The organism is Peterkaempfera podocarpi (genome assembly GCF_042466665.1).
GTDB classification, from domain to species: Bacteria; Actinomycetota; Actinomycetes; order Streptomycetales; family Streptomycetaceae; genus Peterkaempfera; species Peterkaempfera podocarpi.
In genome coordinates, this window is the sequence record NZ_CP162102.1 from 7,296,157 (window position 1) to 7,321,686 (window position 25,530).

Sequence of the window (25,530 nt, forward strand, 5' to 3'; positions counted from 1 at the left end):
TCAGCCAGTCGGCGGCCGAGCGCAGTCCGGGCGTCCTCCGCCGGACGGGTTCCGGGGCCGGCGCGGGACCAGCCAGGAGGCCAGCGCGGCCAGGGCCGCGGCGGCCAGCAGCACCAGGACCGCCGCCCGCGGCCCGCCACGGGTGGCCGCGGGGTCCAGGTGCAGGGCCAGGGTGACCAGGGCGACGCCCAGGGCGGTGCCCAGCCCGCGGGCCATGTTGACCAGCCCGCCGCCGGTGCCGGCCGAGCGGGTCGGTGTGGCCGCCATGATCGCGGCGTTGTTGGCGGGGGTGAAGACGCCCAGGCCCAGACCGAGCAGTGCCAGCAGCGGCACCAGGGTGGTGACGGTCGACGGCAGGGCCGACATCGCGGTCAGCGCTCCCGTGCACATCCCGGCCCCCAGCAGACAGCGTCCCCGGTCGGTCAGGGCGGGCGGCAGCACCCGGTCCGCGCCCGTCGCGGCCAGGGCGAACCCGGCCGGGAGCGCGGTCAGCGCCGCTCCCGCGGTCAGCTCCGGAAGGCCCCCGGCGGTCAGCACCGCCGGGACGAGCACCAGCGGCCCGAAGAGCACCAGATATCCGCAGAGCGCTCCGAGCAGCCCCGCGGGGACCCCCCGTCCGCGCAGCAGCGCCAGATCCACCAGCGGCGCCGCCGTACGGGTCTGGCGGACCGCGAACGCCCAGCCGGCCGCCGCCGCCACGGTGAACAGCGCGGCCACCGCCGTGCCCGGGAGCTCCAGCCCCGAGGCCGCGGAGATGCCCAGCAGGGCGCTGGTGGTGGCCAGCGCCAGCAGCAGCAGCCCCCACAGGTCCAGGTGGCCGGCCGGGTGCCGACTGCGGGTGCGCGGCAGCAGATAGTGGCCGGCGATCAGAGCGACCACGCCGACCGGGACGTTGATGCCGAACACCCAGCGCCAGCCGATGGTGCTCACCAGGGCGCCGCCGACGGTCGGCCCCAGGGCCAGGCCCACCGCCTGGGCGGCGGCCTGCACTCCGAGGGCGGAGCGCATCCGTTCACGTGGCGCGCTGGTGGCCACCAGCGCGACGCTGTTGGCCTGCAGCAGGGCCGCCCCGACGGCCTGGACGACCCGGAAGGCCACCAGGGAGCCGAGCGAGGGCGCCAGTCCGCAGGCGGCGGAGGCCGCGGTGAACACCAGGAAGCCGTAGAGGTACCCGAGTTTGCGGCCGTGTGCGTCCGAGAGCCGTCCGATCGGCACCAGCAGGGCGACCAGCGTGAGCAGATAGGCCAGCGACACCCATTCGACGGCGGCCGCCGAGGCGTCGAAGCGGGTCTGCAGGGCGCCGAACGTCAGGGTCACGATGCTGGCGTCCAGCTGGCCCATGAAGGCGCCCAGGCAGACCGTGGCCACGGCGAGCCACCAGGCACCGGGGCGGTCGCGGATCAGCCGCGGCCGTGGCCGCTCCTCGACCAGCACCGCCGGCCAGGGGCGCTGCCGCAGGGATGTCGCTGCCATGCCGTGCCGTCTCCCTCGGTTCGGTATCTCCTTCCCAGATTACATCGGTGACCGACATGTTCGGTAGCCGCTGCATATCGAGGAGATGACCGCCGGGGGACGGCAGGGGGAGGGGCCGGAGCCGGGGGATCAGCCGACGTGCACCCGGGGCCGCCGCGAACGGTCCGGCTCCGCCTCGCGCAGCACCTCACGGGTGACCGGCGCCACCTCGCCCTGCCCGAAGAGGAAGAACCGCAGGAACTGGTTGAGCGGGTTGCCCTCGGTCCACTCGAAGTAGATGTGCGGCCGGGCGTCCGTCTCGTCCCGGATCTCCAGCAGCAGCGCGGCCAGCGCATTGGCGACGCTGGCACTCTCCAGGGTCAGCACCCGGTAGCGGCCGTGCAGCACCGCGCCGCGGACCTGCACCTCGCTCTCGAAGTCCGACGGATCACGGACGGTGACCTCGACGAAGATCAGGTCGTCCTCGGCCGGGATGTCGTTGTCGGCCCGGATCTGCCGGATCTTGTCCTGGTATTCGGCGAGGTCGCGGCGGGCGGGCTTGTTGGCGATCAGCCGGATCCGCCGGTGGGCCATGTCCTGCACATAGCGCCGGGCCGGCTCGTCCAGCACCACCTTGGTCACCCGCAGCTCGAAGGCGCGGCTCAGCCGGGAGAGGAGCGAGACGGCGATGATCCCGGCGATGAAGCAGGCGCCGATCTTCACGCCGTCGGGGCGCTCCACCACATTCGCCCCGGTGGTGTAGAGGAAGATCACCGAGATCGCCCCGAAGCCGATGGTCCAGCCCCGCTCACCGGCCCGACGCGCGGCGATGGTCACCGCGATCGCCGCCGAGGTGATCAGCACCAGCACACCGGTGGCATAGGCGCCGCCCTGGGCGTCCACATCCGCCTTGAAGATCCAGGTCACCAGGAACGCCACCGCGATGAAGACCAGCACCATCGGCCGCACCGCGCGGGCCCAGTGCGGCGCCATGCCGTAGCGGGGCAGATAACGCGGCATCAGATTGAGCAGCCCCGCCATCGCGGAGGCACCGGCGAACCACAGGATGGCGATGGTGGAGGCGTCGTAGACACTGCCGAAGGCGGAGCCCAGATACTGGTGCGCCAGATAGGCCAGGGCGCGGCCGTTGGCCTGCCCGCCCGCCTTGAACTCGGCCTGCGGGATCAGCAGGGTGGTCACCAGGCTGCTGGTGATCAGGAAGACGGACATGATCACGGCGGCTGTGGTGAGCAGCTTCCGGGCGCCGGCGATCCGTCCCGTCGGGCGCTCCTCGGTGTCCCCGGGGCCGCCCTCGATGTGCGGCATCACCGCCACCCCGGTCTCAAAACCCGACAGCCCCAGCGCCAGCCGCGGGAACACCAGCAGCGCCAGGCCCACCATCACCACCGGATTGCCGTGCTCCGTGGTGAGCGCATGCGACCAGTCCACCACCAGGTGTGGAGCTGTGGCGACATGCCAGAGCCCCACCCCGACCACCACCGCGTTGAGCACCAGATAGACCGAGACCAGCACCACGGCCACACCGATCGCCTCGGTGAACCCCTTGAGGAAGACCGCTCCCAGCAGCGCCACCAGCACCAGGGTGATCACCACCTGGTGGCCTCTGAACGTGCTGCTGAGATGCGGGTTCTCCACCAGGTGGGCGGTGGCGTCGGCCGCCGACAGGGTGATGGTGATCAGGAAGTCCGTCGCGGCGAACCCCAGCAGCACCAGAACGAACAGCTTGCCCTTCCAGAAGGACAGCAGCCGCTCCAGCATCGCGATGGAGCCCTCGCCGTGCGGACTCTCCTTGGCCACCCGCCGGTACACCGGCAGCGCACCGGCCAGCGTGACCGCCACCAGCACCACCGTTGCCAGCGGGGAGAGCAGACCGGCCGCCAGCGCCGCGATGCCGGGCTGGTAGCCGAGTGTGGAGAAGTAGTCCAGGCCGGTCAGGCACATCACCCGCCACCACCGCTGGTGCGCCCGGTGCGGATCGGCGTGCGGGCCCTGCTGCCGGTTGGCCATGTCGGCCAGCCCTTCGAGCAGCCAGGCCCGGAGACGGCTGCCCGCCGCCGGTGCCGGACCGGTAGGTGTGGAGGCGGACACCCTGGACTCCTGTCGTACTTGCGCAAGTGATCAGCCGCCCGGACGGCGGCCAGCCGAGCGTACGAGATACGTCCCTGATGCACCGGGCGGGGCGCGGGGGCCGTCCTCATACGCACCGACCTGGCCCAATGGGCGTCCTGGGCGCTTCCTGGCCGCCTCGCGGGGCAGTGAATCTTGACGCCTTCTTGACGCCCCCGGGGCCTGGGCGCTGCCGGGACATCGCACGGGGCGCCCGCACCCGTGGCGTCCCCACCCGCTCGGCCGATGTCACCGAGGGGACCGTGCCCGTCCGGCGCCGCGGCGGAGAGGTGCGCCTGTCCGAGCTCCCGCGGACCGTGCGGCTGTCGATGGCCACCCTCCGGAAGGCGGCTCAGGGGGCCCTCGGGGGACGGCTGCCGCGGCGGTCCTCGGCCGGATCGGGAGGTGCGGTGCGGCCGTGAGATGCTTCCGCGGTGCTGGTAGCCCGCTCCGTTGCTCTCTTCATCGCCGCCGCCCTCTGTGAGATCGGTGGTGCCTGGCTGGTGTGGCAGGGGGTCCGCGAGCACCGGGGAGTGCTGTGGATCGGGGCCGGGGTCGTGCTGCTCGGCCTCTACGGCTTTGTCGCCACCCTTCAGCCGGCCGCCGACTTCGGACGCATCCTGGCCGCCTACGGCGGGGTGTTCGTGGCCGGGTCGCTCATCTGGGGCATGGTCGCCGACGGCTACCGCCCCGACCGTTTCGATGTCATCGGAGCCCTGGTCTGCCTCGCCGGAATGGCCGTGATCATGTACGCCCCCCGGGGGCACTGAAGCGTCCGGGTCCTGCCGCCGATTCGCCGGACGGTGCGGCAGGATGGCCTCATGAGCATTGTCAAGATCAACGTGCTTTCGGTCCCCGCCGAGCAGCGGGAGGTGCTGGAGCAGCGGTTCGCCGCGCGCGCGGGCGCGGTCGAGAGCTCCGACGGCTTCGAGTGGTTCGAGCTGCTGCGGCCCGTGGAGGGGACGGACAGGTATCTCGTCTACACCCGCTGGGAGAGCGAGGAGGCCTTCCAGAAGTGGATGTCCGGCCCCATGCAGGCCGCCCACCGCGGCGGCGGCGGGGAGTCCACCGGTGAGCGCCCCCGGCCGGCGGCCTCCGATTCGACCCTGTGGTCCTTCGAAGTGGTGCAGCAGGCCGCGCCCAGGAGCTGACAGTGCATCGGCCAGGCCTCCCCGGCCTGGCCGCTGCCGCCCGCCCGGCGAGGCACCGCGCGCCACCCCGGGGATACGGTGAGCGGCAATCCTGGCAATTCCGCCTATCCTTCGGAAAATGCGCAGACCGACCCTCCGTGGGCCAAGGGCCGCCCATGCCGCCGGGCCCTCCCGGGGGAGTCGCCAGAACGCCTGGACCGGGCTGTTCCTGGCCTTTGTGATCCTGGTGGTGGCCCTCGACCTGGCCACCGACCGGCGCTGGTGGATCAGCGTGCTGCTGCTGGTCGTCCCCGGACTGGCCGCCGGAGTGTGCTCGGTGTCCCGCACCGCTCTCATCGGCGGGTCGACGGTGGTGGCCCTGGTCCTGCTCTACGGGATCTCCCCGCGCTACGGGGGCTCGCCCGGCGACTGGCTCACCATCTGCTCCGCCGCCGCCGTCGCCGCGGTGGGCACCGTCATCAGCCGCTACCGCCTGCGGCGGGAGGCCGACCTGATGCGGGCCCGGGTCACCCTGCGGGCGCTCCAGCGCACCGTGCTGCAGACCCTGCCGCTGCGCACCGCGGATGTGGAGGTGCACGGCTTCTACGTCCCGGCCGAGGCCGAGGCACTCGTCGGCGGGGACATCTACGGTGCGGTCGAGTCCCCGTACGGCACCCGGCTGCTGATCGGGGATGTGCAGGGCAAGGGGCTCGATGCGATCTACGCCGGTGCCGCGGTGCTCAGTGCCTTCCGGGAGTCCGGCTACCACCTGGAGTCGCTGGGCGCGGTGGCCGACCGGCTGGAGGAGGCGGTGCGGCGCCACAACCGCCGGGTGGTGGAGACCGGCCAGCCGGAGCGCTTCGTCACCGCCCTGCTGGTGGAGTTCACCCCGGACGGGCCGCTCTCGCTGGTCTCCCGCGGCCATCCCTCACCGCTGCTGGTCAGCGGGGGCCGGGTTGCCGTGGCCGACTGCCCCGACCCGGGCCCGCCGCTGGGCCTGGCCGATCTGGTCAGCGGACCACCAGCGCCCTGGCGGCTGGAGCCGGCGCCCGGGGACCTGCTGCTGCTGTGCACCGACGGTGTGCTGGAGGCCCGCAACGGCACCGGCGTCTTCTATCCGCTGCCGGCCCGGGTGGCGGGACTGCCGCGGAGTGACCCGTCCGCGCTGGTACGAGGACTCCGGGCGGACCTGGAGCGGCATGCGGAAGGGCATCTGGGCGATGACGCGGCCGCCCTGGTCGTCCGGCGCGGTGGCATCTGACGACAGGGCGGCCGCAGCACCGCGGCCCACCGTCAGAGTGCGAGAGTGACCGTGACGACCTCGTCGGGCCCCGCCCCCGCCTGCGCGACCAGGGCACCGCCCGGCGCCCAGGCGCCGGAGCCGCCGGAGGTCTCCGGATACTCGCCGCTGGCACCGGCCGCCGTCGAGAGCAGCCCCCAGACCCCGTGCGCAGCCGCCGCATCACGCAGCTGGCTGTCGCGCCTGGCCAGCGCCACCTCGCCGCTGCCGAACAGCGCACTGGCCAGATAGATGTCGATCCCCAGGGCCGCCGTCCGGGCGGCGTGCTCCGGTACGGAGGCGTCGGCGCAGACGGCCAGCCCGATCCGGTGGCCGTCCAGCTCCAGCACCCGGTGCTCCCCGCCCGGGACGAAGCGGTCCTGCTCGGCCCCGTGCAGATGCATCTTGCGGTAGACCACCTGTGCGCCCTCGCCGGTGACCTCCAGCAGCGCGATCGACTCCCCGCCGCTCTCCGCCACCGCCGCGCAGACCAGCGCGGTGGCACCGGTCTCCCGGCACGCCGCGACCAGCGGCAGCAGCCGGGGGTCGTCCGGCGCCACGGCCGGTGCGCCCAGGTCGTACCCGGTGAGCGACAGCTCGGGGAAGACCACCAGCCGGGCGTCGGACCCGCGGACCACCTCCGCGTGGCCGACCGCGTTGGCGGCGACGTCCAGCGGCACACACGACGGCTGGGCGAGTGCGACGGTCAGGGGGAGGGGCATCTGCTGCTCCACGGCGAAGGGCCGGCGGCAACGGGGCGCGTCCGGCGACATGGGGGGATGGCCGGAACCTATCCCGCTGCTGTCTGCCGGGGCAACACGGTTCGCCCCGGCAGACAGCGGGCCCGGCGTGCGCTCAGCTGAAGGAGAGCCCCGCCAGCCGTACCGGCCCGGTCAGCCGAACCTCCAGGTCGGCGACGCCCGAGAGCAGCAGCCCCGCCTTGAGGCTGGTCCAGTCGTAGGGACCGCCGGTGGCCGGGACAGCCAGCGTGGCGAGCACCGCCCCGTCCGGCAGTCGCAGCTCCACGGTGCCCGGACCGGTGGCCGAGACCTCCGCTGCCACCGTGGTGGCGGCGTCACCGAAATCGCATCCCCGGAACAGCAGCTCACCGCTGCCCCCGGGGCCGGTGGTCACGGCGTCGCCGGACTCCTTGGCGCGGTCCACGATCACGGTGCCGCGCTGCTGGTCGTAGTCGGCCGCGGCCAGGCCGCGCACCAGGACGTCGCGTGCGACGGGCCCCTCGGCGTCGACCGTGACTGTCACCGTGCACCGGATGTCGGCGGCGGAGGCACCCGCCAGCACGGTGTACCGGCCGGTGGCGACCGTCCAACGGCCGCGGGCGACATCCCAGAAGCCCAGCTCGGCCAGCGGGATCCCGAACTCCAGCCGCTCGGCGGCGCCCGCTGCCAGCGGAACCCTCCGGTGGGCGACCAGCCGGCGCAGCGGACATGCCACCGTGCCGTCCTCGAAGCGGACATAGAGCTGGGCCACCTCGTCCGCGGCGACGGCGCCGATGTTGCCGACGGTGAGGCGGACCCGCAGCAGGTCGCCGTCGCGTTCGGCCGACAGGTCGTCATAGCCGAAGGAGGTGTAGGACAGGCCGTGGCCGAAGGGGTAGAGCGGCTCGCCGTCGAAGTAGAGGTAGGTCTGCCGGCCGCCGATGACGTCGTAGTCCAACAGGTCCGGCAGGTCCGCATCGGCGGCGTACCAGGTCTGCGGCAGCCGGCCGGCGGGGGAGACGTCCCCGGCCAGCACCCGGGCGAGCGCGCTCCCCGCGGCCTGGCCGCCGTGGGCGGTCCACAGCAGTGCGGGCAGTTCCGCGTCGGCGTCCGTGACGCCGTACGGGTAGGACGAGACCAGGGCCAGCGCGGTACGAGGGTTGGCGGCGCGGGCCGCGCGCCACAGCCGCTCCTGCTGCTCCGGCAGTGCGAGGGTGGTGCGGTCCTCGGTCTCCCGGCCGTTGATGTGCGGATCGTTGCCCGCCACCACGACCACCACGTCCGCAGTCGCGGCTGCCGCGGCCACCTCGTCCGCACCGCGTCGCACCACGACGACCTCGAAGAGGTCCCCCTGGTCGGCAATGCGCAGGCTGCCGTCGTCGACCGCCACCGCGCGGCCGCTGCCCAGATGGCGGAGCAGCTGCCCGTCCGGCCGCTCCTCGAGCCGGAAGGTCTCCTGGACGACCCAGCCGCCGGGCTGGTCGGCGGAGGCGCGGAGCCGGCCGTCGTCGGCCACCGAGAGATAGCGTCCGTCGGCGGCGCGCAGTGTGAGCACCCCGCCGCCCCAGTCGATCAGCGCCAGCTCGGCGGGGTCGTCGCCGCAGGTCAGCGGGGGCAGGTCGGTGCGGCCGGCGAGCAGCGCGGGGTCCAGGGCGCCCTCGGCGCCGCGTACCGCGTCCGCCCCCTCGTCCTCGGCCAGGGGCACCTGCACCCAGCCGGCGGCGGTCCGCAGCCGTACCAGGTCGGCGCCCTCGGCGAAGGAGATGTTCGCGGCGCCGAACCGCTCGCGCAGCCCGGTGAGCGGGGTGCTGCGGTGGATCAGGGTGCCGCTGTACCAGTCCAGCTTGCACTCGTCGGCCAGCAGTCCGACCACGGCGATCCGGGTGCCCTCCGCGAGCGGCAGCAGTCCGTCGTTCTTCAGCAGCACCACGGCCTGCTCGGCGGCCTCCAGTGCCAGGGCCCGGTGCTCCGGGGTGTCGAACCGCTCCGTTCCGGCGCCGGGTGCCGGCTGGGGGTCGAACTCGCCCAGCCCGCAGCGCATCGCCAGCAGCCGGCGGACCGCCCGGTCGATGTGCTGCTCGTCGATCAGGCCCTGGTCGAGGGCGCCCCGGAGGCGGGCGACGATGGTCGAGGAGTCCTGGCCGTGGTCGGTGAAGCTGTCCACGCCGGCCCGCAGCGCGGCGGCGGTGGCCTCCTCATGGGTGTCGTAGTAGTGCTCGGAGTCCACCAGGTTGCTGGGGGCGCCGGCGTCGGAGCAGACCACCAGATCCTGGGCGGTCCACCTGCGCAGGTGCTCCTCCAGATAGGGGGAGAGGTGGTTGGGTCGCCCGTTGACCAGGTTGTAGGCGGGCATCACGCCCGCCACGGCGCCGGATTCGACGGCTGCCCGGAAGGCCCGCAGGTCGTACTCGTGCAGTACCCGGGGCGGCACCGAGGAGGAGGAGGTGTCGCGGTCGGTCTCGTTGTTGTGCGCCAGCCAGTGCTTGAGCACGGGTGCGGTGCGCCAGTGCACGGGGTGGTCGCCGCGCAGTCCCCGGGTGTAGGCGACGGCGATGGCGGAGGTCAGCGCAGGGTCCTCGGAGTAGCCCTCCTCATTGCGTCCCCACAGCGGATGGCGCAGCAGGTTCACCGTCGGGGCCCAGACGTTCAGCCCGACCCTGGAGTCGCGGGCGTGCATGGCGCGCACCTCGGCGCCCACCGCCTCGCCGACCCGGCGCACCAGCTCCTCGTTCCAGGTGGCGCCGAGCCCCACGGCCTGGGGGAAGACGGTGGCCGGCCCCATCCAGGCGACTCCGTGCAGTGCCTCCTGGCCGGTACGGAAGGCGCCGATGCCCAGCCGCTCGACCGCGGGGGCGAACTGGTGCAGCATCGCGACCCGCTCCTCGAGGGTGAGCCGGGACAGCAGGTCGTCGACGCGCAGGTCGACCGGCAGCTGCGGGTCGCGGAAGGGCGGATGCGTGTCGATCACTTTCGATCCCCTCGGGGCTGGCCGATAATGCTTCGAAGCGCTTCGATGCTGATCGCCTCAATCAGCGGTGTCAAGGGACGAGGCTGAAGTCATCGCCAACTGCCCGGCCTGAACTGCTCTGTTCCAGAGTCCGGGGTGGCCACCGCGTTGCGGGCTTTGCCATGCCTCGTCGGATTCGGGTGGGTTGCGTCGATCGCAAGTCGAAGCGTATCGACATCAGGTTCCGGGCATGGCTGTCCGACCCCGCGTCACCGCGCGTCGCCACCGTCCAGGCCTGGGGATGCACACCGCTGTCGGGCCCGGCGCCCTCCGAGGCGCGGTGGTACGGGGACCGGGCCTGAGCGGGCGCGTCTCGCGGCGCCGCCGGTCGTACGGGCGGGGCGCGGCCGTCCCGTCACAGGTCCGGCGCAGGACTGCCCGGGGCGGGGAGGCGGGACGCGGAGCCGGCAGAGCCGGTGTGACGGTGGGTCAGGCGACAGGCAGGCTGACGCCGGTGATCCCCCCGAGGACCGAGAGCAGCCGCTCCTGCTCCGCCTCGTCATAGGCGGCCGGATTGGCCTTGAGCGACTGCCGGTGCTTGAGGTACCTGCCGCCCGCCGCCGCCTCGGGGCCGGTGGCCGTGGCCAGCCAGACCTGGGTGTCCGCCCCCTGCGGCAACTCGTCGGTGGCGTGGGGGCCGCCCATCCGGGTCCTCACCCAGCCGGGGTCGACCGCATCGGTGGGCACGTCGGGCCAGCGCCGCGCCACGGCGAAGGCGAGCAGGACATCGTGCAGCTTGGAGTCGGAGTAGGCCTGCATGCCGTCCCACGCCCGGTGCTCGTACTGGAGGTCGTCCCAGCGCAGACGGCCCGCGGCCTCCAGCCCGGAGGTGAGGTACACCAGCCGGGCGGGCCTCGGCATCAGAGCCGTCAGGAGGTACGGGGCCACCACATTGACCTGGAAGAGCAGCTCCAGGCCGTCCGCGGTCACCGTGCGCTGCGGGGCGCCCCCGCCCAGGCCCGCGTTGTGGATCACGGTGTCGAAGGGGCCCGCCGCCGTGGCCGCCTCGGCGACGGCCCGGGTCCCGGCCAGCGAGGCGAGGTCCCCCACCACCGTCGCTGCGGACAGTGCGCCCCGGACGTCCGCCGCCCTGGCGTCGTCGCGGGCGTGCACCACCACACGGTGCCCGGCAGCAGCGAGCGTCCGGGCGGTCTCCAGACCGATGCCCTGCGTCGAACCGGTGATGAAGATGCTGCTCATGGTGGTCCCTCGCGCCTGACGAACGGGTGGGGCGCAGCGTCTCCGTCCGCCGGGGCAGGCCATGGGAGCGCTCTCATCCCGAGAGCCTGGCACCCGGCGCCGCCGCCCGTCAACCAGCCATGGCCGGTCGATGCCGGGGGTCCCCCGATGAGATGCTGCCGCTCTTGGATCTGCCTGCGGAGGAGGGCGCCGGATGCGCGCGGTGGTGTTCGACGAGTTCCAGCGGAAGCCGGAGGTCCGGGAGGTCCCCACCCCCGAGCCGACCCCGGCCGGGGTGGTGGTGCGGGTGTCCGCGACCGGGCTGTGCCGCAGTGACTGGCACGGCTGGATGGGCCATGACCCGGGCATCGGGCTGCCGCACGTCCCCGGCCATGAACTGGCGGGCACCGTCGAGGCGGTGGGTTCCCGGGTCACCGGATGGCGGCTCGGGGACCGGGTCACCGTCCCGTTCGTCTGTGCCTGCGGACGCTGTGCCTCCTGCGTGGCCGGCGACCACCAGGTGTGCGAGCGGCAGACCCAGCCCGGCTTCACCCACTGGGGGTCCTTCGCCGAGTACACGCTGATCGAGGACGCGGACGTCAACCTGGTCGCCCTGCCGCCCGAGCTGTCCTTCGCCACCGCGGCGGGTCTGGGCTGCCGGTTCGCCACCGCCTTCCGTGCCGTGGTGGGGCAGGGCCGGGTCCGCCCCGGCGAGTGGGTGGCCGTGCACGGGTGCGGTGGCGTGGGACTCTCCGCGGTGATGATCGCGGTCGCCGCCGGAGCACGGGTCGCCGCGGTCGATGTCTCCCCGGCCGCGCTCGACCTGGCCCGGCAGTTCGGCGCCGCGGTCTGCATCGACGCCGCCGCCGCACCGGGCGGGGCCGCGCAGGCCGTGCGGGAGGCCACCGGCGGCGGGGCGCAGCTGTCCCTGGACGCGCTGGGCAGCCCGCAGACCTGCGCGGCATCCGTACTGGGCCTGCGTCGGCGCGGCCGGCATGTGCAGGTGGGCCTGCTGCCCTCCGTCGACGGACTGACGGCGGTGCCCATGGAGCGGGTGGTGGCCTGGGAGCTGGAGGTGCTGGGCAGCCATGGCATGGCCGCCCATGACTACCCGCCGATGATGCGGATGGTCGCCGCCGGTGAGCTGCGTCCCGACCGGCTGCTCACCCGCACCATCGGTCTGGACGACGTCCCCGCGGCGCTCACCGCCATGGACGCGGCTCCCGGCGCCGGGGTCACGGTGATCACCCCTCATGGCCCGGAGGAGGCCCTCGGCAGCTGACTCCGCGGGTGCCCGCGCAGGCCGACGGACCGCGCCGCACCGGCCGTCACCAGCGGCGCCGGACAGCGGAGTGACGACGGCCACTGCGGCGGCCGCCGGGGATCGATACGGTGCAACCGGTCGTCCGACGGAACCGGTTGCGGGAGTGGTGGTATGGCGTCCGCGTCACAGTCGGCACCGCCCACCCCGGTGAGACCGGGGCTGTGGGCACTCCCGCTGCCGCTGCCGGTCCCCCCGCGCTCGGTGACGGTGTACGTCCTGGAGACCGACGCGGGGCCCTGGCTGATCGACGCGGGCTGGGACACCGAGGACGCCTGGCAGACCCTCACCGCAGGGCTCTCCGCGCTCGGCACCGGGGTCGAGGACGTCCGCGGGGTGCTGGTCACCCACTCCCACCTGGACCACTACGGCATGGCCCCGCGCATCCGCGAGGCCTCCGGCGCCCCGATAGCCCTGCACCCCCTGGACGCGGCCCAGCTGCCGCGCTACCGCGAGGACCCGGCCGAGCGGCTGGCCGCCCTGCTGCGCCGCGCCGGGGCACCCCCCGCCGCCGTCGACCAGGCGCTCGCCGAGGCCGGCAGGCAGCGCGGGCACCGTGCGGACGGACCGGACGTCCTGCTGGAGGACGGCCACCGGCCGCAGGTCCCCGGCGGACCTCACCGCCCTGTGGACCCCCGGTCACACCCCCGGGCACCTGTGCTTCTGGGACGCCCGCAACCGGCTGCTGCTCGCCGGCGACCAGGTGCTGCCCCGCACCGTGGTGGCCGTCCATGAACCCCAGGGCCCCCACGACGACCCGCTCGGCGGCTATCTGGACTCCCTGGACCGGCTGGAAGGGCTGCACCCCGACGAGGTGCTCCCCGCCCATGAGCAGCGCTTCACCGATCTGCCCGCCCGCCTGGCCGAACTGCGCAGCCACCACCTGGCGCGCATCGAGGCCGCCGTCCAGGCGCTGCGCGCCGGCCCGGCCACCGCCTGGGAGATCGCCGGCCGGCTGAGCCGGCGCGGCACCCTGGAGGGCCTGCGCGGCTTTGCGCTGCATGTCTCGGTCTCCCGTGCCCTCGCCCTGCTCGCCCGGCTGCGGCGCCTGGGGCTGGCCGAGGCGAGGCCGGGCCCGCCCACCTGCTGGGCCCTTGTTCCCTTCACCGGCCATGACCGGTGATCTCCTGCCGGGAGGGCAGATGACAGCAGTGGAGAACGGTCCGGTAGCGGTTGCGCCACGCTGGGTGGAGTTCGCCGAGATCGACAATGTCCGGGATCTGGGAGGCCTCCCCGTACAGGGCGGCGGCACCACCCGGCGCGGCGTCGTCTTCCGGGCGAGCACCCCCCAGCAGGCCACCGCCGACGATGTGGCGACGCTGGTCGACGGGCTGCGGCTGCGGACGGTGATCGATCTGCGGGGCCGCCGGGAGTCCGCCCTCGAAGGGCACGGACTCCTGGAGTCCGCCGCCGTCCAGCGGGTCAATCTGCCGGTCCGCACCCCGCGGCCGCAGACCGCGGACGCGGTACCGGACTCGTCCGGCGGCGACCTCCTCGACTTCTACCGCGGGCTGCTGGCGGGCAGCGGGGAGACCCTGGTCGCCGCCGCCCGGATCGTCGGCGACTCCGAGCGGCACGCGGTGGTCTTCCACTGCGCCGTCGGCAAGGACCGCACCGGTGTGCTGGCGGCCCTGCTGCTGGACGCCGTCGGGGTGCCGGCCGACGCCGTCGCGGCCGACTATGCCCTGACCGCCCAGCGGGTGGCGCGGATCCGGGCCCGGCTGGCGGTACTCCCCTCCTACCAGCGGCTGCCCTCGGTGGGGCACGGCCATATGTCGGCCGACGCCGAGGTGATGCTGCGCTTCCTGGACACCCTGCACAGCGACTTCGGCGGCGGCGCGGAGTGGTTGCTGCGGCAGGGCCTCACCCCGGCCGAACTCGACGGTCTCCGGGCCGTCCTGGTCGTGCCCGCGGCCGGCTGAGGCCCCGTCGGCCGTTCCCCGGCGGGGGGTGGCGGGGAACGGCCCGGTCAGGCCTCCGCGGGCAGCGGCAGCTCCGCCCAGACGGCCTTGCCCCGGGCGTCGTAGCGGGTGCCCCAGAGTTCCGCCAGCTGGGTGACGAGGAAGAGCCCGCGCCCGCCCTCGTCCGTCTTCAGCGCGCGCCGCACATGCGGCGAGGTGCTGCTGCCGTCGGACACCTCGCAGATCAGTCTGCGGTCGAGGATCAGCCGCAGCCGGATCGGCGGGTTGCCGTACCGGACGGCATTGGTGACCAGTTCGCTGACCAGCAGCTGCGCGGTGTACTCCAGCTCGTCCAGGCCCCATTCGGTCAGCTTGTCGCCGGTCAGCGACCGGGCCTGCCCCACCGCCTCGGGTTCTGCCGGCACGTCCCAGGTGGCATGGCGGTCCGCGTCGGGCCCACGGGACCGGGTGACCAGCAGCGCCACATCGCCCGACCGGTGCGGCGGCAGCCGCTGCAGCAGGGCGTCGCAGACCGCGTCGAGGCCGCCCGCCCGGTCCGGCTCCGCCGCGAGCTCAGGGACGCCGGCGCTGCCGAGCGCCGCTCGGAGCCGGTCCGCGCCGTGACCGGGCGGCCCACCGACGTCGGCCGCCAGCAGCCCCGCCGAGTACAGCACCAGCAGATCACCGCCGGACAACGTCATCTCATAGCTCTCGTAGGGGGCCCCGTCGATGCCCAGCGGCGCGCCCGGGGTGAGGCCGGGGAACTCCACAGCGCCGGCGGTCGTCACCAGAGCCGGCCACGGGTGGCCCGCACTGGCCAGCGCACACCGCTGGGAGATGGGGTCGAAGACGGCGTACATGCAGGTCGTCTCCCCCGCTCGGCGGGTGGGCCGAGGCCCTGCTCGTCCCCGGCACGCTTCACCAGGCCACTCAGATGGGTGAGCAGTTCATCGGGGGCCATGTCGAGGTCCGAGAGGGTGCGTACCGCGGTGCGCAGCCGCCCCATCGCCACCGCCGCATGGACCCCCTCGCCGGGGGTGTCCCCGACCACCAGGGCGACCCGGGCGCACGACAGCGGGATCACGTCGAACCAGGCGCCGCCCAGCACGGCATGGCCGCCGGGCGGCAGATAGCGGGACGCCGCGTCCAGGGTGCGCAGTTCCGGCAGCCGCTGGAGCAGCAGGCTCCGCTGCAGGGCCAGCGCGGTGGTCCGCTCCCGGGTGTAGCGCGCGGCGTTGTCGATGCACACCGCGGCCCGTGCCACGAATTCCCGGGCCAGCAGCACATCGTCGGGCTCGAAGGGGCCGACCCGCCGGAACCTGAAGAAGACGGCGGTGCCCAGCGCCGCTCCCCGTGCGTGCATCGGCACCAGGATCAGGGAGTGGATGCCGAAGCGGCGGAGTGCCGCCCCGCGCTCGTCGGCCGGGGGGAAGCGGGCGGCCAGCGCCTCCCCGCTCAGCAGCCGCGGTTTGCCGTCGACCAGCGCCCGCAGCGTGGGAGAGCCCGGACGTGAGGCCATCGGGTCGATCTCCCCGATGGCGACCATCCGTACCTCGGGTCCCCCGGTGATCATCGTCTTCGCGGCCCGGCGCAGCGGCGCCGCATCGACCGGCGGTCCGGCGACCGGCTCCGCACCGCTGAACACCGCGTCCAGCAGGTTCACATAGGCGTAGTCGGCGAACCTCGGCACGGCGAAGTCGGCCAGTTCCTGCGCGGTGCGCAGCACATCGAGGGTGCTGCCGATGCTGACGCTGGAGTCGTTGACCAGCGCCAGCCGCTCGCGTGCCTGGGCCTCCTCGGTGACATCGGCCACCAGGTGCGCCAGTGCCACGATCTCGCCCGCGCTGCTGCGCAGCGGCAGGATGCTCTCCGACCAGACGGTGTCCAGACCGGGGTCCGCCGGATTGCGGCCGTGCACCTCCGTGCCGATCAGTGCGGTGCCGGTCTCCAGCACCTGCCGCTGGCGCGCCTCCAGCGCGGCCATGTCCAGCAGCCCGGGCGGCGCGGCCTCCCGCATCGTGCGGCCCACGGTCTCCTCGGTGAACCCCTCGGCGCGGCGCTGCGAGTCGTTCTGCGCCAGCAGCCGCAGCTGTGAGTCGAAGACGTCGATGATGAAGGGCGACTCCATGAACAGGCCCCGCAGCAGCGAGCGGCGCAGATCCGCGTTGCGGACGGCCGCCGCCCCGTCCGCCTGGAGGAGCCACTGCGGCTCGCCGGCCGCGGAGACCATGCTGTGCGCCCACAGCACCACCTCGACCTCGCTGCCGTCGCGATGGCGCAGGGACACCGGCCCCAGCAGCCCGGACTCGGCGGTCCGGCCGCGCCGCACCAGCCCGTCGGCGTCCGACGGGGACCACAGCAGTTCGGCCGCACCGCGCCCGCGGACCTCGTCCGCCGTGTAGCCGAGCAGCTGCTGCGCACCGGCGCTCCAGCCCGCCAGCGCACCGTGTCCGTCGAGGACGGCGAAGGCATCGCCGCTCGGCTCGGGAAGGCCACCGGCGGTTTCGGGGACCACGGTGTCGCCCATGCCCATATGTCACACCCATTCGGCACCCCGCACCACTCGGCTGCCGCCCGTGCGGGAGGCGTGCGCCGATCCCGCGGCCGTGCGAGGCCGCCTCCGGCGCCCGCCCCCCGGCGGGCCGCCGTGCGTGCCTGAGAGGCGCAGGTCAGGGCCGTGCCGGCAGGGTCGGTACGCCGTGCTCGCGCAGCGGCCCGACCTCCCAGCCCCGCTGCTCGCACAGGTCGAGGATGCCCGGGAGGGCCCCCAGCGCCGACTGCCAGGCGGCCGGTGCGGAGGTGCAGTCGGAGTCGTGCAGCAGGACGGTGCCGCCGCCGTGCAGATCCCGGGTGACCGTGCCGTACACCGAGAGGGGGGTGGCCCGGCTCGTCCAGTCCTCGCCCCAGCTGGTCCACAGCACCGGCGTGAGGCCCAGCTGCCGGGCGGACAGATGCGCGGCCGTGCTCATCACGCCGTACGGGGGACGGAAGAGCCGGGGCACCTTTCCGGTGGTCTCGGCCACGGCGTCGCGCGCTCTGGCCAGGTCGCGGTAGGTGGCGCGGGGGCTGCGCAGCAGCAGGGGGCGGTGGGCCCAGCCGTGGATGCCGATCTCGTGACCGGCGGCGCTGATCTCCCTGGCCAGTTCCGGGACGAGGGTGAGCATCGAGCCGAGCATGAAGAAGGTCGCCCGGACCCCGCGCTTCTCCAGCAGGGACAGGAAGCGCGGGGTGGAGATCGGGTCGGGTCCGTCGTCGAAGGTCAGCGCGACGTGGTCGGGGCGCCCGACACCCGCCAGACCGGGCATCAACCGGTTGCGCAGCGGCCCGAAGGTGGAGACGACGGGGGCGGCCTGCACAACCAGCGCGGCGGCGGCCGCAGCTCCTGCGGCGAGGACGGTGCGATGCGGGGTGACCGGGGTCATCGGTGGCCTCCCTGGGCCAGGTCGGTGAGGGTGCCGAGCGGCGCGGTGCGGTATGCGGGGTCCTGGACGTCCCGCGGTGCTGGGATCCATGGTGCCGCCGAGACCGACGCCGAGACCGCAGCGCGGACGACGGCGTGGGCGGGGCCGCCCGGAGAGGCGAACAGCGCCAGACCCGCGGCGCGCTGGCCGCGGCCGCGCGGTCCGTCCATCAGCTCGGCGAGCACCGCCGCCAACCGCTCCGGGTCGCGGATCCACACGGCCAGCCCGGCCCGGTCCAGGGCGGCGGCGTTGGTCCGGCCGTGACCGGGGAGGCAGCGGTAGCCGGCCACCGGAAGCCCGCTGGCGAAGGCCTCCAGCGAGGTGAGCCCGCCCGCGTTCTGCACCAGGACGTCGGCGGCGTGCATCAGGCCCGGCATGTCCGCCACCCATCCGTACACATGCCGGATGCCCGCCGCCAGCAGGCGCCGGCGCAGGGCCTCGTTGCGGCCGCACACCACGACCGGCAGGGCGGTACCGGAGTCGCGGACCTCGGCGGCGACCCGGGCGACCTCGCCGACGCCCCAGGAACCGGCGACCAGCAGCGCCAGCCGCTCGTCGGCGGGCAGGCCGAATCGGGCGCGTGCCGCCCGGCGTTCGACGGCGCCGGCGGGGGTGAAGCGCTCGTCGACCAGCGGTCCGGCGACCAGCGTCCCGGCTGCGCCGTGGCCGGCCGCCTCCGCAGCGGGTATCGCATGGGCGGCCAGATGGACGTCCACACCGGGCGCCACCCACAGCGGATGCACGGAGAAGTCGGTCAGATAGGTGATCACCGGCACGGAGAGCCGTCCGCTGCGCCGCAGGGCGCCCAGGGCCTGGCCGGCCAGCGGATAGGTGGAGACCACCGCACGGGTGTCGGCGGGCAGCCGGCGCAGCAGCCGGGACTGTGCCCGGCCCAGCAGCGCCCTCTGCAGGGCGCCGGGCCGGCCGGCGCGCTCGGTGGTGTCGTGGATGCGCTGGTACAGCGAGGGCGCCAGGGCCAGCATCCGGTGGTAGGAGCCGCACATCAGCTGCCCGGTGCGGGCGGGGAGCAGGTCCAGGAAGTCCCACCGCTCCACCGGCCAGCCCAGGGCGGTCAGGCGGCGGCCGAGCTGGTCGGCGGCGCCGTCGTGGCCGGCCCCCACACTGGCGGAGACGACCACCACCCGGCCCGGAGCGGGTTGCCCGGACGGGCCGGTGTGGTGGGCTGCGGCGTCCGCATCCACCGGACTGGCTATGTACGACACGGCCGAGCAGCCTCCTGTGGCGAGGGGGGAAACGCTGTGGTCCGGAGCTTCGGCCGGGCCCGGGGGGTGCCTCGGGGCACGCCTGAGGTGCGGGCGAGGGGGCAGTCCGGGCCCGGGCGTGCCAAACTCTACAACGTGTAGTAGCTGGCCGGATCCCACCCCCTGCCGCATCCTGCGGCTCCATGGCGAACGGCCCGTTACCGGGCGTAGTACGTTGGATGTCTCCCCGGCAGCCCCGCCCCGGGACGGGTGCGCCCCCGGGGAGAACGCGGCGCCCCCCGGCGCAGCGGCCGAGAGGACCAGGAAGAGGTGCGAGGTGCCGGACGGGCACGACCAGCAGCCGGGCAGGGCGGGCCGCAAGGCCGCGGGGGAGTTGGAAGCCCAGGTCATGACGGTGCTGTGGGCGGCCGAGGGCCCCCTGACCGCCGCCCAGGCGGGGGAGCGGCTGCCCGGGCAGCTGGCCTACACCACGGTGCTGACCATCCTGTCCCGTCTGCATGCGAAGGGCCGGCTGACCCGGCGTCGCAAGGGCCGCGGCTATGCCTACGAGCCGGTGCGGGACGAGGCCGCGGACACCGCGGGCCGGATGTTCTCGCTGCTGGAGCGCGGCTCCGACCGCCAGGCGGTGCTGGCACGCTTTGTCTCCGAGCTGACCGACGAGGACGAGCGGCTGCTGCAGCGGCTGCTGCACGGCGACGCGGAGCGCTGAGCCGGTCCCCCTCGGTACAGCGCAAGGCCCGATGGGGGCAGTGCCGGTCCGGTCGTGGTGACACCCGACCGGTTCAGCCGAGCGGGGACAGCGGCACCTCGGCCCAGATGGTCTTGCCGGTCGCCGAGTAGCGGGTCCCCCAGCGCTGCGTCAGCTGGGCGATCAGGAAGAGGCCGCGGCCCCCCTCGTCGTCCGGACGGGCCCGCCGCATATGCGGGGAGGTGCTGCTGCCGTCGGAGACCTCGCAGATCAGCGCGGAATCACGGATCAGCCGCAGCCGGATCGGCGGGCGGCCGTAGCGGATCGCGTTGGTGACCAGCTCACTGACCACCAGCTCGGCCGTGAACAGGGTGTCGGCCAGGCCCCAGTCGGCGATCTTGTCGGTGGCCAGCGTCCTGGCGTTCAGCACCATGGCGGGATCGGACGGCAGATCCCAGGAGGCGACCTGGTCCGGACCGAGCGCCCGGGTGCGGGCGATCAGCAGCGAGACGTCGTCCGGCGGCCGGAACGGCAGCATGGCCGAGAACACCTGGTCACAGATCTCCTCCAGTGAGCGCTCCGGATGTCCCAGGATGCGGCGCAGCTCCGCCAGCCCGATGTCGATGTCAGGGTCCCTGGCCTGGAGCAGGCCGTTGGTGTAGAGGGCCAGCAGGCTGCCGTCGGGGAGTTCCAGTTCCGTGGTCTCGAAGGGCACACCGCCCAGACCGAGCGGCGGACCGGGCCGCAGATCGGGGAAGCTGACGTTGCCGTCGGGGTGCACCACCGCGGGCGGGTAGTGGCCTGCGCTGGCCAGCGTGCAGCGCCGGTCGGAGGGGTCGTACACCGCGTACAGGAAGGTGGCACCGGTCACCTGACCATCGGCGGAACTCGCGGACACGCCCTCGTCATCCTCCACGAGGCGGGCGACCAGATCGTCCAGATGGGTGAGCAGCTCGTCCGGAGCCAGGTCGAGATCGGCCAGGGTGTGCACCGCGGTGCGCAGCCGCCCCATGGTGGCGGCGGCCTGGAAGCCGTGTCCGGGGACATCGCCCACCACCAGCGCGACCCGGGCGCCGGACAGCGGGATCACATCCAGCCAGTCGCCGCCCACCTCGGACTTCTCACCGGCGGGCTGGTACCGGCCGGCGGTCTCCAGAGCGGTCAGCGCGGGCGACGCACTGGGCAGCATCCGGCGTTGCAGCGCCAGGGTGGCGTGGTGCTCCCAGGTGTAGCGCCGCGCGTTGTCGATGCAGACCGAGGCACGCGCGGCGAGTTCATTCATGAGGCTGAGGTCCTCGTCGTCGAACGGATACGGCTTGCGCCACCGGTAGAAGGTGGCCACCCCCATCAGCACGTCCCGTGCGGTCAGCGGTACGGCGATCAGCGAGTGCACGCCCGCCTCGGCAAGCGCCCTGGCGCGCCGGGGCTCGTGCGACAGCCAGTCCTGTGGTTCACCTGTCAGTGAGACCAGCCGCGCCTGGAGGTCCGCCATACAGCTCGCCTGCGGTGAGGACGGGGAGAACCGGGTCAGTTCACCGACCTGGTACACCGCCCGCGACGGCCCCTTCCAGTCGGAGCGGTAGCCGGAGCGACGCAGCACCACGCCCTCTTCCACCGGGCCCGGCGACGGCTCCTCGCCCTTCAGCACCGAGTCCAGCAGGTCGACGGTCACCGTGTCGGCGAGCGCCGGCGCGGCCACCTCGGCGAGCTCCTGTGCGGTGCGCGTCACATCCAGCGTGGTGCCGATCCGCAGACTGGCCTCGTTGATCAGGTCCACCCGCGCCAGGGTCCGCCGGCGCTGGGTGATGTCCGTGACCACATGGCAGACCCCGATGACCCCGCCGCGGGGGTCCTGCAGCCGGAAGAGGCCGGTCGACCAGGTGACCTCCTGGTCGGGGGAGGCCGGGGTGTGGCCCTGCTGGACGATGTCCAGCTGCGGTGCGCCCGACTCCAGCACCTCCCGCATCGCCGTCTCCACCACGGTGGGGTTCATCTCGGGCAGCGAGTCGCGGATGCGTCTGCCCATGCGCTCGCGGTTGGGGACACCGGTCATCCGCTCCAGCGCCGGATTGCGGCGGATGCAGCGCAGTCCCGGGTCGGAGACCATCAGCCCCACCGGCGCGTCGGTGAACAGGGCCGTCAGCACCGCCTGCTCCTCCTCCCGGCGGCGGGTCTCCGCCGCCGGAGCGGCCAGCAGCACCCAGCTCGGTGCCGCCTCCGGGCCGATCGAGGGGAACGCCCGCGCCGTCACGGAGAGCAGACGGCCGTCCCCTCTGCGGATCAGCATGGCCCGCTGCCACGGCTGCCCGGCTGCCAGCAGCTGCTCCACCACCGCCTCGATCCGGCCCCGTCCCGCCCCGGCCAGCAGCCGGGTCACCGGAAGGCCCAGCACCTCCGCGGCCGGGCGGGCCACCAGCTGCTCCGCCGCGGTACTCCAGCCGACGATATGGCCCTGTGCGTCCAGCATCGCGGTGGCGGCCCGCATACCCTCGAGCGGGTCGGCCGGTGGGCCGCCCGCAGGGTCGCCGACGCCGCCGAGCTCTCTGTCCATAGCCGTCCAGACGTTTCTGGCGCTTCGCCACCGGGGTCTCTCCTCCTCAGCACCCTAGTTGCGCGGCAGGAGATCCGCTCCGTGGCCGCTCCCGGCGGACGGCGCCGCGGGTGCGGCCCGGTGCGGTGGGCGGCCGACGGCTGCGGGCGCTCCGGACGGGGGCCTCCGACCGCCCGGTTTCGGCCCGTAGGCCCCGGGACTTCATCGGCCGCTGGACCCGGTCGTGAACCCCGTCGTGGACCCGGTCGGCCGCTGAGCGCCCCGGGCCGGGCACGGGTGATGTCGATCTCCTCCGCAGGGATCTCCTTGACCCCGGCGCCCGGGACCGCCGAGAGTGCAGGTCATGGCTGGAGTGATCACGGGGTTCGCGGTGATCGCCAGTATCGTCGCCACCGGTTACCTGCTGGGGTGGCGCGGCTCCCTGGGCGAGGGTGCGCGCGAGGTACTGACCCGGCTGGCCTTCACGGTGGCGACACCCGCGCTGCTGTTCCGGACCGTCGCACAGGCGGACCTGACGGTGATCCTCTCGACCCCCCTGCTGGTGACCGCGCTCAGTACCTTCCTGGTCGCCGGGATGTTCGTGGCGGTGGGTGCGGCCCGTCGCTGGAGCGTGGGCCGCACCACCATCGGGGCGCTGTGCTCCAGCTATGTCAACGCCGGCAATCTGGGCATCCCCATCGCGGTCTACGTCCTCGGCGACGCCACCCTGGTCGCCCCGGTGCTGCTCTTCCAGCAGTTGGTCGTCACCCCGCTGGCGCTCACCGTGGTCGACCTCTCCCGGCCCGACTCGCGGGGGCGGCCGATGCACCGGCTGCTCACCCCGTTCCGCAACCCCGTGGTGCTGGGTTCGCTGAGCGGGGTGGTGGTGAGTGCGGCGGGCTGGCGGCTGCCCGGACCGGTCCTGGAGCCGATCACCCTGCTCGGGGACATGTCCGTGCCCGCGGTACTGCTGGCGTTCGGCATCTCGCTGTGCGGCAGCACACTGCCGGGGCGCGGCCCGGACCGCTGGCCGGTGCTGCTCTCCGCCTCCCTCAAGGCCTTTGCGCAGCCACTGGTCGCCTGGGTGCTCGCCGCGGGCCTGTTCCGGTTGGGCCGGGCGGCCGTCTTCGACGTCGTGGTGACCTCCGCCCTTCCGGCCGCGCAGAACCTCTTCACCTACGCCTCGCGCTACCAGACCGGTGTGCGGCTGGCCCGCGAGTCGATCCTGCTCTCCACGATCCTGGCGGTACCGGTGCTGACCACCGTGGCGGCGGTGCTGGGCTGACCGCAGGGCGTCCCTCCCCGGCGGTGCGGCCACCAGCCGGACGGAGGCCGGACCGGCACCGCCACCCCGGCCGGGCTTCCCGAAGACGTCCACGCCCCGCGGTGTCACGGCCGGGCCGCACCTCGGCGGCGGCCTGGTCCCTCGTCACCCGCGGGTCCGCTCAGGCCACGCCGCCGTGCAGGGTGCCGTGCTCGGCGGGCCCGGGTCCCTCGGGGACCTGCTCCGCGGTCCAGCTCGCCAGCAGACGCAGGCCCTCGGCGGAGGGGGTACCGGGCTCGGCGTGATAGGTCACCAGCAGCTGGTCCGGGTCGATCGGCAGCACCAGAGTCTCGTACGCCAGCGTGAGGTGGCCCACCACGGGGTGGTGCAGCCGCTTCACACACGGCCCGCGGCCCCGCACATCGTGCGCCGCCCACCAGCACCGGAACTCCTCGCTCTTGACGGACAGCTCCCCGATCAGCGAGGCCAGCCGGGGATCGTCCGGATAGCGCCCCGCGTCCATCCGCAGCCCGGCCACCACGTCGCGGGCCTTGCTCTCCCAGTCGTCGTAAAGCTCCCGGGAGGCTTGGTCCATGAAGATCAGCCATGCCATGTTGCGCTGGTCCGGCGGCATCGCCGAGAAGTCCCCGAAGAGCGCACCGGCCATCCGGTTCCAGGCGATGACATCGCTGCGCCGGCCGATCACATACGCGGGGATGCCCTCCATCGCCTCCAGCAGATGCTGGAGTGCGGGACGGACCCGCTGCGGGCGGGCCGTCGTACGCGGGCGGCGCGGGCGGGGCTTGGCCAGGTGGTTGAGGTGCTCGCGCTCGGCGGGGTCCAGCCGGAGGGCTTCGGCGACCGCGTTGAGCACGGTGGCGGAGACATTCTGGGCGTTCCCCTGCTCCAGCCGCACGTAGTAGGCGACGCTCACTCCGGCGAGCTGGGCCAGCTCCTCCCGGCGCAGCCCCGGCACACGCCGCCGGCTGCCGAAGTACGGCAGCCCGACGTCCTCCGGCTGCAACCGGGCGCGGCGGGAACGGAGGAACTCGCTCAGGGCGGTGCGCTGGTCCATGGGGCGAGTATGAGGGTGATTCTGTCGGTGGTACGAACAGCAGGCGTACGCACAGGAAGGAGCTGGCTCCGGGACGGGCCTGCGCACAGGATGGTGGGCATGACTGTCACCACTGTTCCCGCCTATGCCGCACCGGCCCCCAAGGCACCGCTGGAGCGGACCGAGATTCCTCGCCGTGAGCTGGGTGAACACGATGTGCTGATCGACATCGCCTACGCCGGTATCTGCCACTCCGACATTCACCAGGTGCACGAGGAGTGGGGACCCGCCCTGTTCCCGATGGTCCCCGGGCATGAGATCGCGGGCACGGTCTCCGCGGTCGGCTCCGGGGTGACCCGCCATCAGGTGGGCGACCGGGTGGGTGTCGGCTGCTTCGTCGACTCCTGCCGTGAGTGCGAGCAGTGCCTTGCGGGGACCGAGCAGTTCTGCACGGGACCGAACGGCAACACCGGCACCTACAACTCGGTCGGCCGCGACGGCGAGCCCACCTACGGCGGCTACTCCACCAGGATCGTGGTAGACGAGCGCTATGTGCTGCGCATCCCCGAGGGCATCGGCCTGGATGTCGCAGCCCCGCTGCTGTGCGCGGGCATCACCACCTACTCCCCGCTCAACCGCTGGGGCGCGGGCCCGGGGAGGAAGGTTGCCGTCGTCGGTCTCGGCGGGCTCGGGCACATGGCCGTCCAGATCGCCCATGCGATGGGCGCGGAGGTGACCGTGCTCAGCCAGTCCCTGCGCAAGAAGGACGACGGGCTGGCGCTCGGCGCCGACCACTACTACGCGACCGCGGACCCCGAGACCTTCGGGCAGCTCGCCAACTCCTTCGACCTGATCCTCAACACGGTCTCCGCCGACCTGGACTTCGGCGCCTACCTCCGCCTGCTGAAGGCCGGCGGCACCATGGTGCAGGTCGGCGCCCCGGGGCACCCCGTCCCGGTCCAGGTCTTCTCGCTGATCGGTGGGAACAAGGCGCTGGCCGGCTCCATGATCGGCGGCATTCCGGAGACGCAGCAGATGCTGGACTTCTGCGCGGAGCACGGCATCGGGGCGCAGGTCGAGGTGATCAGCGCCGACCGGATCAACGAAGCCTATGACCGGGTGCTCACCAGCGATGTGCGCTACCGGTTCGTGATCGACACCGCGACGATCTGATCATACGTCAGGATCGGGCGGT

21 protein-coding genes are annotated in these 25,530 nt (G+C 73.6%); 10 read left to right on the forward strand and 11 right to left on the reverse strand.

The window, feature by feature from the left end:
• The gene (locus AB0761_RS32070) at positions 1 to 1,473 is read right to left on the reverse strand and encodes an MFS transporter (protein ID WP_377272674.1); all 1,473 of its coding nucleotides are present in this window, start codon (positions 1,471 to 1,473) and stop codon (positions 1 to 3) included.
• A 129-nt stretch (positions 1,474 to 1,602) separates the two neighbouring features.
• Positions 1,603 to 3,561, reverse strand: a complete 1,959-nt coding sequence (locus tag AB0761_RS32075) for an amino acid transporter (RefSeq protein WP_377272675.1) — start codon at positions 3,559 to 3,561, stop codon at positions 1,603 to 1,605.
• Positions 3,562 to 4,013: 452 nt separating this feature from the next.
• Here AB0761_RS32075 and AB0761_RS32080 point away from each other — a divergent pair, with 452 nt between their 5' ends.
• From AB0761_RS32080 to AB0761_RS32090, 3 genes are all read left to right on the forward strand, one after another.
• On the forward strand, positions 4,014 to 4,349 hold the full coding sequence (locus AB0761_RS32080; protein ID WP_377272676.1) for a YnfA family protein: 336 nt from the start codon (positions 4,014 to 4,016) through the stop codon (positions 4,347 to 4,349).
• 51 nt (positions 4,350 to 4,400) lie between these two features.
• Positions 4,401 to 4,730 carry an antibiotic biosynthesis monooxygenase family protein gene (locus tag AB0761_RS32085; protein ID WP_377272677.1) on the forward strand — a complete coding sequence of 110 codons (330 nt, stop codon included), beginning with the start codon at positions 4,401 to 4,403 and terminating at the stop codon, positions 4,728 to 4,730.
• 118 nt (positions 4,731 to 4,848) lie between these two features.
• The gene (locus AB0761_RS32090) at positions 4,849 to 5,970 is read left to right on the forward strand and encodes a PP2C family protein-serine/threonine phosphatase (protein WP_377272679.1); all 1,122 of its coding nucleotides are present in this window, start codon (positions 4,849 to 4,851) and stop codon (positions 5,968 to 5,970) included.
• 32 nt (positions 5,971 to 6,002) lie between these two features.
• Here AB0761_RS32090 and AB0761_RS32095 read toward each other — a convergent pair whose 3' ends face one another.
• The 3 genes from AB0761_RS32095 to AB0761_RS32105 all read right to left on the reverse strand — a co-directional run bounded on the left by AB0761_RS32095 (position 6,003) and on the right by AB0761_RS32105 (position 10,914).
• Complete coding sequence (locus tag AB0761_RS32095) at positions 6,003 to 6,710, reverse strand: carbon-nitrogen hydrolase family protein (RefSeq protein WP_377272680.1); 708 nt, start codon at positions 6,708 to 6,710, stop codon at positions 6,003 to 6,005.
• A 133-nt stretch (positions 6,711 to 6,843) separates the two neighbouring features.
• A complete protein-coding gene (locus tag AB0761_RS32100; RefSeq protein WP_377272681.1) occupies positions 6,844 to 9,675 on the reverse strand; it encodes a glycoside hydrolase family 3 C-terminal domain-containing protein in 2,832 nt (943 codons plus the stop codon).
• Between the two features lie 468 nt (positions 9,676 to 10,143).
• Complete coding sequence (locus AB0761_RS32105; RefSeq protein ID WP_377272682.1) at positions 10,144 to 10,914, reverse strand: SDR family NAD(P)-dependent oxidoreductase; 771 nt, start codon at positions 10,912 to 10,914, stop codon at positions 10,144 to 10,146.
• A 193-nt stretch (positions 10,915 to 11,107) separates the two neighbouring features.
• Here AB0761_RS32105 and AB0761_RS32110 point away from each other — a divergent pair, with 193 nt between their 5' ends.
• The 4 genes from AB0761_RS32110 to AB0761_RS32125 all read left to right on the forward strand — a co-directional run bounded on the left by AB0761_RS32110 (position 11,108) and on the right by AB0761_RS32125 (position 14,136).
• Entirely contained in the window at positions 11,108 to 12,175 is a 1,068-nt protein-coding gene (locus AB0761_RS32110) for a zinc-dependent alcohol dehydrogenase family protein (RefSeq protein WP_377272683.1), read from the forward strand.
• Between the two features lie 153 nt (positions 12,176 to 12,328).
• Positions 12,329 to 12,949 (forward strand): MBL fold metallo-hydrolase, encoded by a 621-nt coding sequence (locus tag AB0761_RS32115; RefSeq protein ID WP_377272684.1) that lies wholly within the window; start codon positions 12,329 to 12,331, stop codon positions 12,947 to 12,949.
• Positions 12,870 to 13,337, forward strand: a complete 468-nt coding sequence (locus AB0761_RS32120) for an MBL fold metallo-hydrolase (RefSeq protein WP_377274447.1) — start codon at positions 12,870 to 12,872, stop codon at positions 13,335 to 13,337. Before AB0761_RS32115 ends, AB0761_RS32120 begins: the two co-directional genes overlap by 80 nt.
• 19 nt (positions 13,338 to 13,356) lie before the next feature.
• Positions 13,357 to 14,136: a tyrosine-protein phosphatase gene (locus tag AB0761_RS32125; RefSeq protein WP_377272685.1), complete on the forward strand. Its 780-nt coding sequence runs from the start codon at positions 13,357 to 13,359 to the stop codon at positions 14,134 to 14,136.
• A gap of 47 nt (positions 14,137 to 14,183) precedes the next feature.
• Here AB0761_RS32125 and AB0761_RS32130 read toward each other — a convergent pair whose 3' ends face one another.
• The 4 genes from AB0761_RS32130 to AB0761_RS32145 all read right to left on the reverse strand — a co-directional run bounded on the left by AB0761_RS32130 (position 14,184) and on the right by AB0761_RS32145 (position 18,799).
• Positions 14,184 to 14,975 (reverse strand): SpoIIE family protein phosphatase, encoded by a 792-nt coding sequence (locus AB0761_RS32130; RefSeq protein ID WP_377272686.1) that lies wholly within the window; start codon positions 14,973 to 14,975, stop codon positions 14,184 to 14,186.
• Positions 14,900 to 16,642 (reverse strand): PAS domain-containing protein, encoded by a 1,743-nt coding sequence (locus AB0761_RS32135; protein ID WP_377272687.1) that lies wholly within the window; start codon positions 16,640 to 16,642, stop codon positions 14,900 to 14,902. Before AB0761_RS32135 ends, AB0761_RS32130 begins: the two co-directional genes overlap by 76 nt.
• 142 nt (positions 16,643 to 16,784) lie before the next feature.
• Positions 16,785 to 17,537 carry a polysaccharide deacetylase family protein gene (locus AB0761_RS32140; RefSeq protein WP_377272688.1) on the reverse strand — a complete coding sequence of 251 codons (753 nt, stop codon included), beginning with the start codon at positions 17,535 to 17,537 and terminating at the stop codon, positions 16,785 to 16,787.
• Positions 17,534 to 18,799: a glycosyltransferase gene (locus AB0761_RS32145; protein WP_377272689.1), complete on the reverse strand. Its 1,266-nt coding sequence runs from the start codon at positions 18,797 to 18,799 to the stop codon at positions 17,534 to 17,536. Before AB0761_RS32145 ends, AB0761_RS32140 begins: the two co-directional genes overlap by 4 nt.
• A 316-nt stretch (positions 18,800 to 19,115) precedes the next feature.
• Between AB0761_RS32145 and AB0761_RS32150 the strand changes: the two genes are divergently transcribed.
• On the forward strand, positions 19,116 to 19,508 hold the full coding sequence (locus tag AB0761_RS32150) for a BlaI/MecI/CopY family transcriptional regulator (RefSeq protein ID WP_377272690.1): 393 nt from the start codon (positions 19,116 to 19,118) through the stop codon (positions 19,506 to 19,508).
• 73 nt (positions 19,509 to 19,581) lie between these two features.
• Here the strand turns inward: AB0761_RS32150 and AB0761_RS32155 are convergent, their stop codons facing one another.
• On the reverse strand, positions 19,582 to 22,038 hold the full coding sequence (locus AB0761_RS32155; RefSeq protein WP_377272692.1) for a SpoIIE family protein phosphatase: 2,457 nt from the start codon (positions 22,036 to 22,038) through the stop codon (positions 19,582 to 19,584).
• Between the two features lie 343 nt (positions 22,039 to 22,381).
• Between AB0761_RS32155 and AB0761_RS32160 the strand changes: the two genes are divergently transcribed.
• A complete protein-coding gene (locus tag AB0761_RS32160) occupies positions 22,382 to 23,302 on the forward strand; it encodes an AEC family transporter (protein WP_377272694.1) in 921 nt (306 codons plus the stop codon).
• Between the two features lie 160 nt (positions 23,303 to 23,462).
• Here the strand turns inward: AB0761_RS32160 and AB0761_RS32165 are convergent, their stop codons facing one another.
• The gene (locus AB0761_RS32165; RefSeq protein WP_377272696.1) at positions 23,463 to 24,356 is read right to left on the reverse strand and encodes a helix-turn-helix domain-containing protein; all 894 of its coding nucleotides are present in this window, start codon (positions 24,354 to 24,356) and stop codon (positions 23,463 to 23,465) included.
• 99 nt (positions 24,357 to 24,455) lie between these two features.
• Here AB0761_RS32165 and AB0761_RS32170 point away from each other — a divergent pair, with 99 nt between their 5' ends.
• The gene (locus AB0761_RS32170) at positions 24,456 to 25,508 is read left to right on the forward strand and encodes an NAD(P)-dependent alcohol dehydrogenase (RefSeq protein WP_377272698.1); all 1,053 of its coding nucleotides are present in this window, start codon (positions 24,456 to 24,458) and stop codon (positions 25,506 to 25,508) included.
• Positions 25,509 to 25,530 lie beyond the last annotated feature (22 nt).